Annotated in this window: 16 protein-coding genes; all 16 read left to right on the top strand. The window is 64.7% G+C overall.

Features of this window, described 5'->3' with window-relative positions; genetic code table 11:
• The first annotated feature begins 77 nt into the window (after positions 1-77).
• Entirely contained in the window at positions 78-812 is a 735-nt protein-coding gene (ubiE, locus tag BM252_RS23145) for a bifunctional demethylmenaquinone methyltransferase/2-methoxy-6-polyprenyl-1,4-benzoquinol methylase UbiE (protein ID WP_093390034.1), read from the top strand.
• A gap of 23 nt (positions 813-835) precedes the next feature.
• Complete coding sequence (locus tag BM252_RS23140; RefSeq protein ID WP_093390033.1) at positions 836-1,798, top strand: Tim44 domain-containing protein; 963 nt, start codon at positions 836-838, stop codon at positions 1,796-1,798.
• A 110-nt stretch (positions 1,799-1,908) separates the two neighbouring features.
• On the top strand, positions 1,909-2,568 hold the full coding sequence (locus tag BM252_RS23135) for a ubiquinone biosynthesis accessory factor UbiJ (protein WP_093390066.1): 660 nt from the start codon (positions 1,909-1,911) through the stop codon (positions 2,566-2,568).
• Positions 2,565-4,133 carry a ubiquinone biosynthesis regulatory protein kinase UbiB gene (ubiB, locus tag BM252_RS23130; RefSeq protein WP_093390032.1) on the top strand — a complete coding sequence of 523 codons (1,569 nt, stop codon included), beginning with the start codon at positions 2,565-2,567 and terminating at the stop codon, positions 4,131-4,133. The genes BM252_RS23135 and ubiB overlap by 4 nt, the downstream gene beginning before the upstream one ends.
• A gap of 20 nt (positions 4,134-4,153) precedes the next feature.
• Positions 4,154-4,750, top strand: a complete 597-nt coding sequence (locus BM252_RS23125) for a methyltransferase domain-containing protein (RefSeq protein ID WP_093390031.1) — start codon at positions 4,154-4,156, stop codon at positions 4,748-4,750.
• A 121-nt stretch (positions 4,751-4,871) separates the two neighbouring features.
• Positions 4,872-5,180: an FmdB family zinc ribbon protein gene (locus BM252_RS23120; protein ID WP_093390030.1), complete on the top strand. Its 309-nt coding sequence runs from the start codon at positions 4,872-4,874 to the stop codon at positions 5,178-5,180.
• A 67-nt stretch (positions 5,181-5,247) separates the two neighbouring features.
• A complete protein-coding gene (locus BM252_RS23115; protein ID WP_093390029.1) occupies positions 5,248-5,865 on the top strand; it encodes a DUF502 domain-containing protein in 618 nt (205 codons plus the stop codon).
• Between the two features lie 72 nt (positions 5,866-5,937).
• Positions 5,938-7,737 carry an aspartate--tRNA ligase gene (gene aspS, locus BM252_RS23110; protein WP_174900645.1) on the top strand — a complete coding sequence of 600 codons (1,800 nt, stop codon included), beginning with the start codon at positions 5,938-5,940 and terminating at the stop codon, positions 7,735-7,737.
• An 86-nt stretch (positions 7,738-7,823) separates the two neighbouring features.
• Positions 7,824-8,285: a dihydroneopterin triphosphate diphosphatase gene (nudB, locus tag BM252_RS23105; RefSeq protein WP_093390065.1), complete on the top strand. Its 462-nt coding sequence runs from the start codon at positions 7,824-7,826 to the stop codon at positions 8,283-8,285.
• A gap of 100 nt (positions 8,286-8,385) precedes the next feature.
• Positions 8,386-8,631 (top strand): DUF4160 domain-containing protein, encoded by a 246-nt coding sequence (locus tag BM252_RS23100; protein ID WP_093390027.1) that lies wholly within the window; start codon positions 8,386-8,388, stop codon positions 8,629-8,631.
• Positions 8,624-8,890, top strand: coding sequence for a DUF2442 domain-containing protein (locus tag BM252_RS23095; protein WP_093390026.1), 267 nt, complete (start codon positions 8,624-8,626; stop codon positions 8,888-8,890). Before BM252_RS23100 ends, BM252_RS23095 begins: the two co-directional genes overlap by 8 nt.
• A gap of 99 nt (positions 8,891-8,989) precedes the next feature.
• Positions 8,990-9,808 carry an endonuclease/exonuclease/phosphatase family protein gene (locus tag BM252_RS23090; RefSeq protein ID WP_093390025.1) on the top strand — a complete coding sequence of 273 codons (819 nt, stop codon included), beginning with the start codon at positions 8,990-8,992 and terminating at the stop codon, positions 9,806-9,808.
• Positions 9,809-9,828: 20 nt separating this feature from the next.
• Positions 9,829-10,995, top strand: a complete 1,167-nt coding sequence (gene clsB, locus BM252_RS23085) for a cardiolipin synthase ClsB (protein ID WP_093390024.1) — start codon at positions 9,829-9,831, stop codon at positions 10,993-10,995.
• An 11-nt stretch (positions 10,996-11,006) separates the two neighbouring features.
• Positions 11,007-11,429, top strand: a complete 423-nt coding sequence (locus tag BM252_RS23080) for an RNA-binding S4 domain-containing protein (RefSeq protein WP_093390023.1) — start codon at positions 11,007-11,009, stop codon at positions 11,427-11,429.
• 118 nt (positions 11,430-11,547) lie between these two features.
• A complete protein-coding gene (locus BM252_RS23075) occupies positions 11,548-13,128 on the top strand; it encodes a Fic family protein (protein WP_093390022.1) in 1,581 nt (526 codons plus the stop codon).
• A gap of 239 nt (positions 13,129-13,367) precedes the next feature.
• The gene (locus BM252_RS23070; RefSeq protein ID WP_093390021.1) at positions 13,368-13,994 is read left to right on the top strand and encodes a TetR/AcrR family transcriptional regulator; all 627 of its coding nucleotides are present in this window, start codon (positions 13,368-13,370) and stop codon (positions 13,992-13,994) included.
• Positions 13,995-14,034 lie beyond the last annotated feature (40 nt).

The following is a 14,034-nucleotide window of genomic DNA, read 5'->3' as shown; positions in this document are numbered from 1 at the left end:
GTCGCCCCGTTTCACATCCATCGTCTTCTACCGGGCGGCCGCTTGTATAATGCTGGCAAACTAACAGGCCGCCCAATATGACCAACACTACTCATTTCGGTTACAAAACCGTCGCTGAAGACGACAAAGTCCGCGAAGTCGCCAAGGTTTTCCACTCCGTCGCCGCCAAATACGATGTGATGAACGATCTCATGTCGGCCGGCCTGCACCGTTTGTGGAAGACCTTCACCATCGCCCACGCCGGCGTGCGTCCCGGCTTCAAGGTGCTCGACATTGCCGGCGGCACCGGCGACCTGGCCAAGGCCTTCGCCAAGCAGGCCGGCCCGACCGGCGAGGTGTGGCTGACCGACATCAACGAGTCGATGTTGCGCGTCGGCCGCGACCGCCTCTTGAATCGCGGCCTGTTGACCCCCACCTTGTTGTGTGACGCGGAAAAACTCCCCTTCCCGGACAACTATTTCGACCGCGTCAGCGTCGCCTTCGGCCTGCGCAACATGACCCACAAGGACCAGGCGCTGGCGGAAATGCGCCGCGTGTTGAAACCGGGCGGCAAGCTGCTGGTGCTGGAGTTCTCCAAGGTGCCGGCGGCATTGCAAAAACCATACGACCTGTATTCCTTCCAGGTGCTGCCGTGGTTGGGCCAAAAAATCGCCGGCGACGCCGAGAGCTACCGCTATCTGGCCGAGTCGATCCGCATGCACCCCGACCAGGAAACCCTGAAGACGATGATGCAGGACGCCGGCCTGGAAAATGTACAGTATTACAATCTGACGGCAGGTGTGGCCGCTTTACACACCGGTATCAAACTGTAAGACACTTCTAGGAAGCACAGAACATGAACATGAAGAAAATCCTGATCGGCGCCATGCTGGCCGTGTCCGCCTTTTCGATGATGGCCGAGTCGATCGCCCGTCCGATGGGCGGTGGCCGCTCGATCGGCCGCCAGTCGTCCAACGTCAGCCGCACCGCGCCAGCGCCGGCCCAACAGGCGCCGCGTCCGGCCGCCGCGCCGGCACCGACACCGGCCGCGCCAGCCATCCCGCCCAAGCCGGCCAGCCCTTGGAAGGGCATTCTGGGCGGCGCGCTGCTCGGTCTGGGCGTGGGCGCCCTGTTGTCGCACTTCGGCATGGGCGGCGCCCTGGGCAGCATGTTCGGCTCGATCATCATGCTGGCCCTGCTGGCCGGCGCGGCCTTCTTCATCATCCGCATGATCCGCAACCGCAACGCTGGCAACAGCGCCAACGCCGCGCCGCTGGCGCCTAGCGCCTTCGGCGGCGGCATGGGCGGCGGCTTCGGCGGCGCCAACGCCACGCCGGAAATCGGCTCGCGTCTGCCGGCCCAGGCCTACGAGCCGCTGCCGCCGCTGCAACCGGTCTCGTCGGGTGCGGGCTTGGACAAGCCGGTCGCCCACACGCCGTGGGGCGTGCCGGCCGACTTCGACGCGCCGGTCTTCCTGCGCGTGGCCAAGAGCAACTTCATCCGCCTGCAGGCGGCCTGGGACAAGGGCGACGTCGCCGACATCCGTGAATTCACCACGCCCGAGGTGTTCGCCGAGCTGAAGATGCAGATCAGCGAGCGCGGCGCGCAGGCCGACTTCACCGACGTCGTGACCATCGACGCCGAGCTGCTCGGCATCGAAACGGCCGCCAACGAGTACCTGGCCAGCGTCAAGTTCGCCGGCATGATCAAGTCGGCGCCGACGGCCGCCGCCGAACCGTTCCAGGAAGTGTGGAACCTGAGCAAGCCGGTGTCCGGCGGCAGCGGTTGGATGCTGGCCGGTATCCAGCAACTGTCCTGACACGCGCGGGTGCAGGTAATTTGACCAGGCCGCCGGGATATTGCCCGGCGAACTGGTAAGATCAAGACCGCCCACTTTCCGGGCGGTTTTGTTTTTTGAGCGGCGAACGCATGACACCACCGAATTCATCCCCTTTCCCCTCCCTTCCGGACGCGGCCGCGCCCGTCATCGCCACCGTCAACCACCTGCTGGCCCAGGAGCCCTGGGCGCGGCAGGAATTGCTGCTGCACGCCGGCAAGGTCGCCTGCGTCGACGCCGGCAGCCTGGCGCTGCGTGTGCGCGTCGCCGGCGACGGCCTGCTGCAGGCGGCCCCGGCCGAACAGGAGGCCGCCGTCACCATCCGCCTCAAGCTGTCCGACCTGCCGCTGATCCTGCAACAGCGCGAGCGCGCCTTTTCCTACGTCAAGATCGACGGCGACGCCGAGTTCGCCAACGCCATCTCCAGCCTGAGCAAATCGCTGCGCTGGGAGGCCGAGCACGACCTGGAGAAGGTGATCGGCCCGGTGGCCGCCGTGCGCGTGGTGGCCGGCGCCAAGGCCGCCTTCGGCGCCATCAAGGCCGGCCAGCAGAAGCTGGCCGAGAACGTCGCCGAATACTTCCTCGACGAGCAGCCGATGCTGCTGCGTCCGCCCGTGGTGGCCGCTTTCTCGGCCGACGTGGCGCGCCTGCGCGACGACGTCGAACGGGCCGCCAAGCGCCTGGCCAAGCTGGAACAGAAGCTGGCCGCGCGCCAGGCCATCCTCTCGCAATTCGATACGGACCCTCAATGATCTTGAAATTCCTGCGCCTGCTGAAAATCCTGCGGGTCGCCATCCGTTACGGCCTCGACGAAATCGCCATCTCCGGCCTGAAGGTGCCGCGCACCGCCAAGCTGATCGACACCATCATCTTCTGGCGCGACATCTCGGCGCCGCGCGGCGAGCGCCTGCGCATGGCGCTGGAGGACCTCGGCCCGATCTTCGTCAAGTTCGGCCAGGTGCTGTCGACCCGGCGCGACCTGATCCCGCTCGACCTGGTCGAGGAGCTGGCCAAGCTGCAGGACCGCGTGCCGCCGTTCCCCTCCGACCTGGCCATCGCGCAGATCCAAAAGTCGCTCGGCGCCCACCCGGACCAGCTGTTCGCCTCGTTCGAGCGCACGCCGGTGGCCTCGGCCTCGATCGCCCAGGTGCACTTCGCCACCTTGAAGGACGGCAAGCAAGTGGCCGTCAAGGTGCTGCGCCCCGGCATGAAGAAGTCGATCGACGAGGACGTCGCGCTGATGCACCTGGCCGCCGAGCTGATCGGCCGCATCTGGGCCGACAGCAAGCGCCTGAAACCGAAGGAGGTGGTGGCCGAGTTCGACAAGTACCTGCACGACGAGCTCGACCTGATGCGCGAGGCGGCCAACGCCAGCCAGCTGCGGCGCAACTTCGCCGGCTCCGACCTGTTGCTGGTGCCGGAGATGTACTGGGACTATTGCTCGAGCAGCGTGATCGTCATGGAGCGCATGCACGGCATTCCCGTGTCGCAGATCGACCGGCTGGCGGCGGCCGGCGTCGACCTGAAAAAGCTGTCGAGCGACGGCGTGGAGATCTTCTTCACCCAGGTGTTCCGCGACGGCTTCTTCCACGCCGACATGCACCCTGGCAATATTTTGGTGTCGGTCGACCCGGCCACCTTCGGCCGCTACATCGCGCTCGACTTCGGCATCGTCGGCACCCTGAACGACTTCGACAAGGACTACCTGTCGCAGAACTTCCTGGCCTTCTTCCGCCGCGACTACAAGCGCGTCGCCGAGGCCCACATCGAGTCCGGCTGGGCGCCCAAGGAGACCCGCGTCGACGAGCTCGAATCGGCCGTGCGCGCCTGCTGCGAGCCGATCTTCGACCGGCCGCTGAAGGACATCTCCTTCGGCCAGATCCTGCTGCGCCTGTTCCAAACCTCGCGCCGCTTCAACGTCGAGGTGCAGCCGCAGCTGGTGTTGCTGCAAAAGACCCTGCTCAACATCGAAGGCCTGGGCCGCCAGCTCGACCCCGACCTCGACCTGTGGAAGACCGCCAAGCCCTACCTGGAAAACTGGATGGCCGAGCAGGTCGGCTGGCAGGGCATGTGGCAGCGCCTGAAGGCCGAGGCGCCGCGCTACACCCACATCCTGCCGCAACTGCCGCGCCTGCTGCACCGCGCGCTGGAGCAGGGCGGCGAGCGGCCGGCCGACAACAGCGACCTGATCAAAACGCTGATAGTCGAGCAGCAGCGCACCAACCGCCTGCTCAGCCTGGTGATCTATTTCGCCGGCGCCTTCGCCATCGGCGTGCTCGGCTTCCAGCTCTACCTGCGCTGGCAACACATGCAGTAATTGAATCAAAGGCGGCAGACATGCAAGAATTTAATGAGCGCGACCCGCTCAAGCCCGCCTTCTGGGACGAGCGCTTCGCCGGCAACTTCACCCCCTGGGACAAGGGCGGCGTGCCGCAGGCCCTGCGCGACTTCGTCGCCGCCGCGCCGGCGCCGCTGCGCACCTTGATTCCCGGCTGCGGCTCGGCCTACGAGTTGGCCTGCCTGGCCGAGGCGGGCTGGGACGTCACCGCCATCGACTTCTCGCCGGCGGCGGTGGCCGCCGCCAAGGCCGCCGTCGGGCCGTGGGCGGGCAGGGTGGTGGAGGCCGACTTCTTCGCCTGGCAGCCGGCCGGTCCGCTGCAACTGATCTACGAGCGCGCCTTCCTGTGCGCCATGCCGCGCGCCCTGTGGCCGCAGGTGGCGGCACGCTGGGCCGAGTTGCTGGCGCCCGGCGCGCTGCTGGCCGGCTATTTCTTTTTCGACAATGTGGCCAAGGGCCCGCCGTTCGGCATCGCCCGCGAACAGCTGGACGCGCTGCTGGCGCCGCACTTCGACTGCGTCGAGGACGCCGCCGTGGCCGACTCCATCGCCGTGTTCGAGGGCAAGGAGCGCTGGCTGGTCTGGCGCCGCCGCTGACGCCGTCGCTGGCGGCGTGGCCGCGCTGTGGCGTGCCGGCCTCCCGGCCAGCGGAAAACCGCGATGGGCCGGGAAAAAGCTTTATAATTCAGGGTTTTTGATGATTTTTGCGGAGTAATAGATGCCGATCTACGCTTACCGCTGCGAGGAATGTGGCTTTGCCAAGGATGTCTTGCAAAAGATCTCCGACCCGCAGCTGACTGATTGCCCGACCTGTGGCAAGGCAAGCTTTAAGAAACAACTGACCGCCGCCGGTTTCCAGCTGAAGGGCACCGGATGGTACGCCACCGATTTCCGTGGCGGCACCGCGCCGGCCACCGGCGTGTCCAGCGGCCCGGTCGAGGGCGCCGCCAAGGCCGACACCACGGTGCCGGCAGCGGCCGCCGCGCCGGCCGCGAGCACGCCGTCCGGCAAATCGGGAGCGGACTAAACAAGAGGATCAGGCCAGGCCGGGCCGAGGCGGCAGCCTGCCGCCATCACCCTTCACAGAGAACACGATGCGCAAATATTTCATTACCGGTTTGCTGATTTTGGTGCCGCTGGCGATCACCGCCTGGGTGCTGAACCTGGTGGTCAGCACCATGGACCAGTCCTTGTTGATCGTGCCCGAGCGCTGGCAGCCGCGCACCCTGATCGGCTTCGACATCCCCGGCCTGGGCACCATGCTGACGGTGCTGATCGTGTTCGTCACCGGCCTGTTGACCAACAACCTGGTCGGCAACTACGTGGTCAAGCTGTGGGAGCGCCTGTTGCAGCGCATCCCCGTGGTCAGCTCCCTGTACGGCAGCGTCAAGCAGGTCTCCGACACCTTGTTCTCGTCGTCCGGCAACGCCTTCCGCAAGGCCGTGCTGGTGCCGTATCCGCACCAGAACTCCTGGACCATCGCCTTCCTCACCGGCACGCCGGGCGGCGATGTGAAGAACCACCTGGTGGGCGACTACGTTAGCGTCTACGTGCCGACCACGCCCAACCCCACCTCGGGCTTCTTCCTGATGATGGCGCGCCAGGACGTGGTCGAGCTCGACATGAGCGTCGACGCCGCCCTGAAGTACATCGTCTCGATGGGCGTGGTGGCGCCGGACGCGCCGCCGGCCAACGAGGCGGCAAGCAAATAAACACGCAAACACGCCGCGCCTAGGCGGCGGCGAATTGAAATTTAACCTGAACTGAGAAATAACATGTCCTCAATGCGTACTCACTACTGCGGCCTCACCACTGAAGCCCTGCTCGGCCAAACCGTCAGCCTGTGCGGCTGGGTACACCGCCGCCGCGACCACGGCAGCCTGATCTTCATCGACCTGCGCGACCGCGAAGGCCTGGTGCAGATCGTCTGCAATCCCGAGCAAGCCGAGATGTTCAAAGTCGCCGAGGCAGTGCGCAACGAGTTCTGCCTGCGCGTCACCGGCGTGGTCACCGCCCGCACCGAAGGCACCATCAACAACAACCTGAACTCGGGCAAGGTCGAAGTGGTCTGCGCCGAGCTGGAAGTGCTGAACGCCTCGGTGCCGGTGCCGTTCCAGCTGGACGACGACAACCTGTCCGAAACCACCCGCCTGACCCACCGCGTGCTCGACCTGCGCCGTCCGCAGATGCAGAACAACCTGCGCCTGCGCTACAAGGTGACGATGGAAGTGCGCAAGTATCTCGACGAGCTGGGCTTCATCGACATCGAAACCCCGATGCTGACCAAGTCGACCCCGGAAGGCGCGCGCGACTACCTGGTGCCGTCGCGCGTCAACGCCGGCAACTTCTTCGCCCTGCCGCAATCGCCGCAGCTGTTCAAGCAGCTGCTGATGGTGGCCAACTTCGACCGCTACTACCAGATCGTCAAGTGCTTCCGCGACGAGGACCTGCGCGCCGACCGCCAGCCCGAGTTCACCCAGATCGACTGCGAGACCTCCTTCCTGACCGAACAAGAGATCCGCGACCTGTTCGAGGACATGATCCGCAAGGTCTTCAAGAACACCCTGGACATCGAGCTGCCGAACCCCTTCCCGGTGATGGAATTCGCCGAGGCGATGGGCAAATACGGTTCGGACAAGCCGGACATGCGCGTCAAGCTCGAGTTCACCGACCTGACCGAAGTGATGAAGGACGTCGACTTCAAGGTCTTCTCCGGCGCCGCCAACCTGCCCAACGGCCGCGTGGTCGGCCTGCGCGTACCGAAGGGTGGCGAGATGCCGCGTTCGGAAATCGACGCCTACACCCAGTTCGTCGCCATCTACGGCGCCCGCGGCCTGGCCTACATCAAGGTCAACGAGAAGGCCAAGGGCCGTGACGGCCTGCAGTCGCCGATCGTCAAGAACCTGCACGACGCCGCCCTGGCCAAGGTGCTGGAACTGACCGGCGCGCAGGACGGCGACCTGATCTTCTTCGGCGCCGACAAGGCCAAGGTGGTCAACGACGCCATCGGCGCGCTACGCGTGAAGATCGGCCACAGCGAATTCGGCAAGAAGGCCGGCCTGTTCGACGACGTCTGGGCGCCGCTGTGGGTGGTCGACTTCCCGATGTTCGACTACGACGAGGAAGCCGACCGTTGGACCGCGACCCACCACCCGTTCACCGCGCCGAAGGACGGCCACGAGGACATGCTGGAAACCAATCCGGGCGCCTGCATCGCCAAGGCCTACGACATGGTCTTGAACGGTTGGGAACTGGGCGGCGGTTCGATCCGTATCCACCGCGAGGAAGTGCAGTCGAAGGTGTTCCGCGCGCTGAAGATCGACGCCGACGAGGCCCGCCTGAAGTTCGGCTTCCTGCTCGACGCGCTGCAATACGGCGCGCCGCCGCACGGTGGCCTGGCCTTCGGCCTGGACCGCATCGTCACCATGATGACCGGCTCCGATTCGATCCGCGACGTGATCGCCTTCCCGAAAACCCAGCGCGCCCAGTGCCTGCTGACCCAGGCGCCGTCCGAAGTCGACGAGAAGCAACTCAAAGAGCTGCACATCCGTCTGCGCGCCGCCGAGCCGAAGGTGGCCGGCTGATCTAGATCTGTTGCGTCCGCCCCGGCGGACGCGGCGTGGTCTTCAAAAAGGCGCACTGGTTGCGCCTTTTCTTTTGCCCGAACAAGATGCCATACAAGATACCCGAATCCGTGCTGGTGGTGATCCACACCGCCGACCTGCAGGTGCTGCTGATCGAGCGGGCCGACCGCGCCGGCTTTTGGCAGTCGGTCACCGGCTCGCTCGACACGCCCGACGAGCCGCTGGCGCAGACCGCCGCGCGCGAGCTGTTCGAGGAGACCGGCATCGCCGCCGGCGCCGCCGCCGGTGCCGATATTGTGCTGCGCGACTGGCAGCTGGCCAACATCTACACCATCTACCCGGTCTGGCGCCACCGCTACGCGCCCGGCGTGACCGAGAACACCGAGCACGTCTTCAGCGTCGAGGTGCCGCGCGACATCGCCATCACCCTCAGTCCGCGCGAACATCTACAATACACCTGGCTGCCCTACTTGGAGGCGGCCGACAAATGCTTTTCCTCGTCGAACGCCGAAGCCATCCTGCAACTGCCCCAGCAACTCAAGCGCTAATGCGTTGCTCAACCCGTCCACCTTTGCGCGGACACAAAGGCCTATGGTGGAGCCGGCTTTAGCATGACAGTCTGTTCCGACTGTCGAGGACCCGCTTGCCATGCCCGCCATCTTGCGCTACAACGGATACACGCTCTTCTTCTTTTCAAACGAAGGCAATCCTCGCGAGCCGGCGCACGTTCATGTTCGGGGGCGGGGCGGCTCCGCCAAGATATGGCTTGAGCCGGAAGTGCGTTTGGCGCAGTCGTTTGGAATTGCTGACAATGAGTTGGGCGCGTTGCTACAGTTAGCCAAGCTGCAGCGAGAACATTTGATACAAGTGTGGGAGGATTTTTTCGATGATTGAACCACTAGCATTGAAACTCACCTTCGACCAGCAGGCGATGTGGGTACACTTGGCTGACGGGCGCACCTTGGGCGTGCCCTTGAGCTTCTTTCCCCGTTTGCAGCGGGCCAAGTCTGAGCAGTTGGCCGACTACGTCATCAGTGGCGGCGGTACTGGTCTGCATTGGGATGCGCTCGATGAGGACATCAGCGTTCAACATCTCATGTTCGGCTACGGCGACCAGACCGCAGGCAGGGGCGGTTTGGCGCGCCAAGCGTGAGTCTCAAGCCGTGCCGCGATGGTGGCGCGGCACAGTCAATTTCTCGCACGCAAGACGCGGAGGTGCCGGAAGCGGGCTTATGGGGGTAGAATCGATCCCATGAAAATCCGCGTCGCCACCTACAACATCCACAAGGGCGTGTCCGCCATCCGCAGCCAGCCGCGCGTGCACGCGCTCAAGCAGGCCATCGGCCTGTTCGCCGCCGACGTGGTGTTCCTGCAGGAGGTGCAGGGCCGCCACGACCGCAACGTTGCCCAGTACGGCGCCGAGCACCACGGCCACAGGCACTGGCCCGAGACGGCCCAGCACGAGTTCTTCGCCGGCGAGGCGCTGCACGCCGCCTACGGCATGAACGCCGTCTACGACCACGGCCACCACGGCAACGCCCTGCTCAGCGCCTACCCGATCGCCCAGAGCCGCAACCACGACGTCTCCGACCACGCCTACGAACAGCGCGGCATCCTGCACTGCGAAGTCGACACGCCGAAGGGCACGGTGCACTGCTACGTGGTCCACCTCGGCCTGTTCGCGGGCGGCCGGGGGCGCCAGACGGCCGCCCTGATCGAGGCGGTCAAGGCCTCGGCGCCGAACGGCGAGCCGGTTATCATCGCCGGCGACTTCAACGACTGGCGCGACACGCTGGGCGACAAGCTGCGCCAGGCGCTCGGCGTGGTCGAGGTGTTCGAGCAGATCGGCGACACCACCACCCTGAGCGAACTGGTGCGCACGCTGGGCCGCCGCCACAAGCCCGGCGCCTCGACGGCGGCGCGCACCTTCCCGGCCGCGCTGCCCTTCTTCCGCCTCGACCGCATCTACGTGCGCGGCTTCCAGGTCGACAACGCCGAGGTGATGCACGGCTCGCTGTGGGCGCGCCTGTCCGACCACGCCCCCATCGTCGCCGAGCTCAAGCTCGCCTGAGCGGGCCGGCCCAGCACTTCATGCGCTCAGTCAACTTCATCGCCGACAACGACGTCCAACTGCTCTACTGCGGCACCGAGTTCTTCCCCGCGCTGATCGAGGCGATCGACGCGGCCCGGGGCGAGGTCTACTTCGAGACCTACATCTTCGCCGACGACGACACCGGCAAGGCCGTGCTGGCAGCGCTGATGCGCGCCGCCGGCCGAGGCGTGCTGGTGCGCGTGATCACCGACTGGTTCGGCACCGGCGGCGCGCGCAGCCAGCGCATGCAGGCCCAGCTGGCGGCGGCCGGCGTCGAACACCGCATCTTCAACGCCTGGTTCCGCCGCGGCGTCACGCGCACCCACCGCAAGATCTGCGTGGTCGACCACGGCGTCGCCTTCGTCGGCGGCATCAACATCAACGACGACCTGTTCTGCGACTACAACCACGCCATCCGCCTGCCGGCGCCGCGCTGGGACTTCGCCGTCGCCGTGCGCGGCCCGCTGGTGGCGGCGATCCAGAAGGAGGCCGAGGCGCAGTGGGCGCGGCTGGGCAAGCTGGGCATCTTCAAGCGCATCAGCCTGTACCACGACATGCGCAAGATCGACCGGAACGCCGCCCCGCCCAGCATGGTGCAGGCCGGCTTCGTGGTGCGCGACAACCTGCGCAACCGCCGCACCATCCAGCGCGCCTACCTGCAGGCGCTGGGCCGGGCGCGCAAGAGCGTGCTGCTGGCCAACCCGTATTTCGCGCCTGGGCGCAAGTTCCGCCGCGCCCTGGCCTCGGCCGCCGAGCGCGGCGTCGAGGTGGTGCTGCTGATCGGCGTCGGCGAGATCTGGCTGCAGGACGCCGTCGCCCACTCCTTCTACCCGAAGCTGCTGGAGGCCGGCGTCAAGGTGGTCGAGTACCACCAGACCCAACTGCACGCCAAGGTCGCCGTCATCGACGACAACTGGGCCACCGTCGGCTCGAGCAACGTGGACGGCCTCAGCCTGTTCCTCAACCAAGAGGCCAACGTGGTGGTCAAGGACGCCGCCTTCGCGCGCAGCCTGCGCGGCCACATCGAGGCGGCCGTGGCCGAGGGCGTGGTGATCCACCAGGACGACTTCGCCCACATCGGCCGCTGCCGCCGCCTCGGCTACGAGATCGCCTTCGTTTGCTATAAACTGTTGATGCGCATCTTCGCGATAGGGAAATATGCTTGATCGGTTTCAGTATGAGTAAAGACGGCAAACCCGGCGCCGGCAACGACGCCGGCGGTAAGGGCGTGCGGGTCGACAAATGGCTGTGGGCGGCGCGCTTCTTCAAGACGCGCTCGCTGGCGGCCGAGGCCGTCGACAGCGGCAAGATCAAAGTCGGCGGCGACAAGGTCAAGCCGGCGCGCGCGCTGCGCCTGGGCGACGAGTTGCACATCGATAACGGCGCCGACGTCTGGCAGGTCGAGGTGCTCGGCCTGTCCGACGTGCGCGCCGCCGCGCCCATCGCCCGCCTGCTGTACGCCGAGAGCGCCGCCAGCGTGGCGCGCCGCGCCGGCGAGGCCGAGCGGCGCAAGCTGTTCCGCGAGCCCGGCGCCGAGCTCAAGGGCCGCCCCACCAAGCGCGACCGCCGCCAACTCAGCAAGGCCAGCGGGCAGGAATGACGGCGCGCGGCGGCGGCGCTATCGATCCAGCCGAGGAGTTTTCATCGAGGTATCGTTTTAATCAAAAACATATGCGACACTGTGTTTTTTAATCGAAAACGAAAGCGTTTAATCGAAAATGAGTAACTTGGCGGGTTTTAAATGGTTGGAAGATGCTTTTGGAGTTTCTCCTATTCAACCATTCATTACCGTAAGCGGGTTCGGTAGCGCGCGTAAAACGGTCGAAAGTGCCGACGGCGCGCGCATCGAGACCTACCCATATGCCATGCGGCCGGAGTCGACAGCGGCGGCGCATCTGGCATTCGCTTTTCGCTACGAGCCGATTCACCTGGAGTTCCTGGCGCGCTTGTTTGCTCAGCTCGATCCGGCGATCATCGAAGCCTGGGTCGCGCGCGAGCCGACCGGACAATACGCGCGTAGGGCCGGCTTCTTTTTCGAGTGGTTGACAGGAAAACGCCTAGCGGTAGAGCAAGTTAGTTCGGGAAACTATGTCGATGCGCTCGATGCAACAAGATACCTTGTGGCGGGCAATGCGTTCAATAACCAACGGTGGCGAGTCAGGGACAACCTCCCGGGGACCCCAGAGTTTTGCCCGATTGTCATGCGCACCGCCCTGGTCCAGCAGCATGAACGCTACGATTGCGCGCGCGCATTGAAGGATCTCGAGGTTCAATTTGGTGCCGAGATCCTACAGCGTAGCGCTGTCTGGTTGACAATCAAAGAATCCCGCGCCTCATTTTTGATTGAGAACGAGGAGGGGAAAACCGATCGCGTACGTCGATTTGCGGCAGTCATGGAGCGCCGTTGCGGGATGGGGGGCGACCCGCTGCTCCTTGCTTCGCTCACTGAACTACAGACCGAGATATTGGGAATGGCCACCCGCTATGGTCTGCGCATGTCACCCGTTTTCGTCGGCCACAATGACGGTTTTGTTTCCGTGGTCGACTATATTGCTCCGCATTGGGACCACACTCCGGTGCTGCTCAACGGTTTGGCGCTGAGCATGGAAAGAACAAAGAATCAACCCTCTCTGATACGCGCGGCAGTGGCGTCCTTTGGGTTTGTGTACATCCATCCGATGGCGGATGGAAATGGCCGTATCTCCCGGTTTCTGGTCAACGACGTGTTGCGTCGTGACGGCGCGGTGCCCGCGCCGTTCATTCTGCCGATTTCGGCAACGATCACCCATGGCCCAAGGGAGCGCGTTGGTTATGATCACGCGCTCGAGCGGCTATCGAAACCGCTGATGCGGTGTTTCTCCGACCGGTATGAGTTTGGCGCCGAAGTGGATTGCGAAGATGGCATTCGGACAAACTTCCATTTTGACGCCTACGATGAGGCCTTGCCGACTTGGCGCTATCCGGACTTGACAGGGCAGGTCGAGTATTTGGGCGACGTCGTGCGCAATACCATCGAGCGTGAGATGACCAACGAGGCGCACTACCTGCGCAATCTTGAGCAGGCGCGCGAGGCGGTGAAGAACCACTTGGAGGGGCCAAACTCGGATATCGACCAGATCATCCGCTCCCTGCGCGGTAATCAGTACCGCGTGTCCGGCATCCTGCGCAAGAGTTTTCCCCAGTTCGAAGACGCGGCGCTAGCCGAGGCGATTGTTGACGAGTTGCGCGCCATCTTCACTGCCGCAGAGGAGGGGGGGCGGCAACAAGGTGCCGCCGATGATGGCTCGCTAGAGGTTTGAGTTCATCGCCAAGAGCCCACCGCCCGGCTCGTCACATCCGCGCCACAAATGCCGGCTATGCTGCATTGCAGCAATAGAACCGCACCTCTAACGTAAGCGTTTGACTTTTGTCCCCCAGTAGATAATAGTACGAGCGTTCGCAATTCTTTTCACACGGAGCAAATTCATCTGGGAGAGAATGCTTTATTCCCAATGATTTTCAACCTTTGAGTGTCACTATTAATACTTCAGTCAAATTCATGCGCAAAGGCGAACTGACCCGCGCAGCCATTCTCGACGTCGCCCTGGACTTGTCCAGCCGGGACGGCTTGGAAGGCCTGACCATCGGTTTGCTGGCGGACAGGATGAACATGAGCAAGTCCGGCGTGTTCGCGCATTTCGGTTCGCGCGAGGACCTGCAGATCGAGGTGCTCAAGCTGTACCACCACCGTTTCGAGCAGGAAGTGTTCTTCCCCAGCGTCAAGGAGCCGCGCGGTATTCAGCGGCTGCGCTCGATGTTCGGCCGCTGGGTCAAGCGGGTCAGCGTCGAGATCGCCTCGGGCTGCATCTACATCAGCGGCGCGGTCGAGTACGACGACCGGCCCGGTCCGATCCGCGAGTCGCTGGTGGCGATGGTGGCGGCCTGGCAGGGCGCCCTGCTGCGTTGTGTGCAGCAGGCCATCGAATGCGGCGACCTCAAGGCCGACACCGACGCCGGCCAGCTGGTCTACGAGATGTACGGCCTGATCCTGGCACTGCACCACGACGCGCGCTTCCTGCGTCGGCCGGGCAGTCTGGAACGCGCCAGCGTCGGCTTCAACCGACTGATTGAAAATTATCAAAATGCGCCGCCGGCGGAGAAAACGGCAGCGCAGCACCAACCTTAAACCGCCGCGGTCCGCCGCAGCCTTTCGTCCTACACATACC

Source organism: Rugamonas rubra (assembly GCF_900114705.1).
GTDB lineage: Bacteria > Pseudomonadota > Gammaproteobacteria > Burkholderiales > Burkholderiaceae_D > Rugamonas > Rugamonas rubra.
The sequence above is the reverse complement of the archived record's forward strand: the minus strand, read 5'-3'. Positions and strand labels throughout refer to the sequence as shown.

What these genes read in the sequence shown, in the direction of transcription:
- ubiE (WP_093390034.1), top strand. Translation starts at nt 78, where the DNA reads ATGACCAACACTACTCATTTCGGTTACAAAACCGTCGCTGAAGACGAC.
- ubiB (WP_093390032.1), top strand. Translation starts at nt 2,565, where the DNA reads ATGATCTTGAAATTCCTGCGCCTGCTGAAAATCCTGCGGGTCGCCATC.
- BM252_RS23140 (WP_093390033.1), top strand. Translation starts at nt 836, where the DNA reads ATGAACATGAAGAAAATCCTGATCGGCGCCATGCTGGCCGTGTCCGCC.
- BM252_RS23120 (WP_093390030.1), top strand. Translation starts at nt 4,872, where the DNA reads ATGCCGATCTACGCTTACCGCTGCGAGGAATGTGGCTTTGCCAAGGAT.
- BM252_RS23095 (WP_093390026.1), top strand. Translation starts at nt 8,624, where the DNA reads ATGATTGAACCACTAGCATTGAAACTCACCTTCGACCAGCAGGCGATG.
- BM252_RS23070 (WP_093390021.1), top strand. Translation starts at nt 13,368, where the DNA reads ATGCGCAAAGGCGAACTGACCCGCGCAGCCATTCTCGACGTCGCCCTG.
- aspS (WP_174900645.1), top strand. Translation starts at nt 5,938, where the DNA reads ATGCGTACTCACTACTGCGGCCTCACCACTGAAGCCCTGCTCGGCCAA.
- BM252_RS23080 (WP_093390023.1), top strand. Translation starts at nt 11,007, where the DNA reads ATGAGTAAAGACGGCAAACCCGGCGCCGGCAACGACGCCGGCGGTAAG.
- BM252_RS23100 (WP_093390027.1), top strand. Translation starts at nt 8,386, where the DNA reads ATGCCCGCCATCTTGCGCTACAACGGATACACGCTCTTCTTCTTTTCA.
- BM252_RS23115 (WP_093390029.1), top strand. Translation starts at nt 5,248, where the DNA reads ATGCGCAAATATTTCATTACCGGTTTGCTGATTTTGGTGCCGCTGGCG.
- BM252_RS23075 (WP_093390022.1), top strand. Translation starts at nt 11,548, where the DNA reads ATGAGTAACTTGGCGGGTTTTAAATGGTTGGAAGATGCTTTTGGAGTT.
- nudB (WP_093390065.1), top strand. Translation starts at nt 7,824, where the DNA reads ATGCCATACAAGATACCCGAATCCGTGCTGGTGGTGATCCACACCGCC.
- BM252_RS23135 (WP_093390066.1), top strand. Translation starts at nt 1,909, where the DNA reads ATGACACCACCGAATTCATCCCCTTTCCCCTCCCTTCCGGACGCGGCC.
- clsB (WP_093390024.1), top strand. Translation starts at nt 9,829, where the DNA reads ATGCGCTCAGTCAACTTCATCGCCGACAACGACGTCCAACTGCTCTAC.
- BM252_RS23090 (WP_093390025.1), top strand. Translation starts at nt 8,990, where the DNA reads ATGAAAATCCGCGTCGCCACCTACAACATCCACAAGGGCGTGTCCGCC.
- BM252_RS23125 (WP_093390031.1), top strand. Translation starts at nt 4,154, where the DNA reads ATGCAAGAATTTAATGAGCGCGACCCGCTCAAGCCCGCCTTCTGGGAC.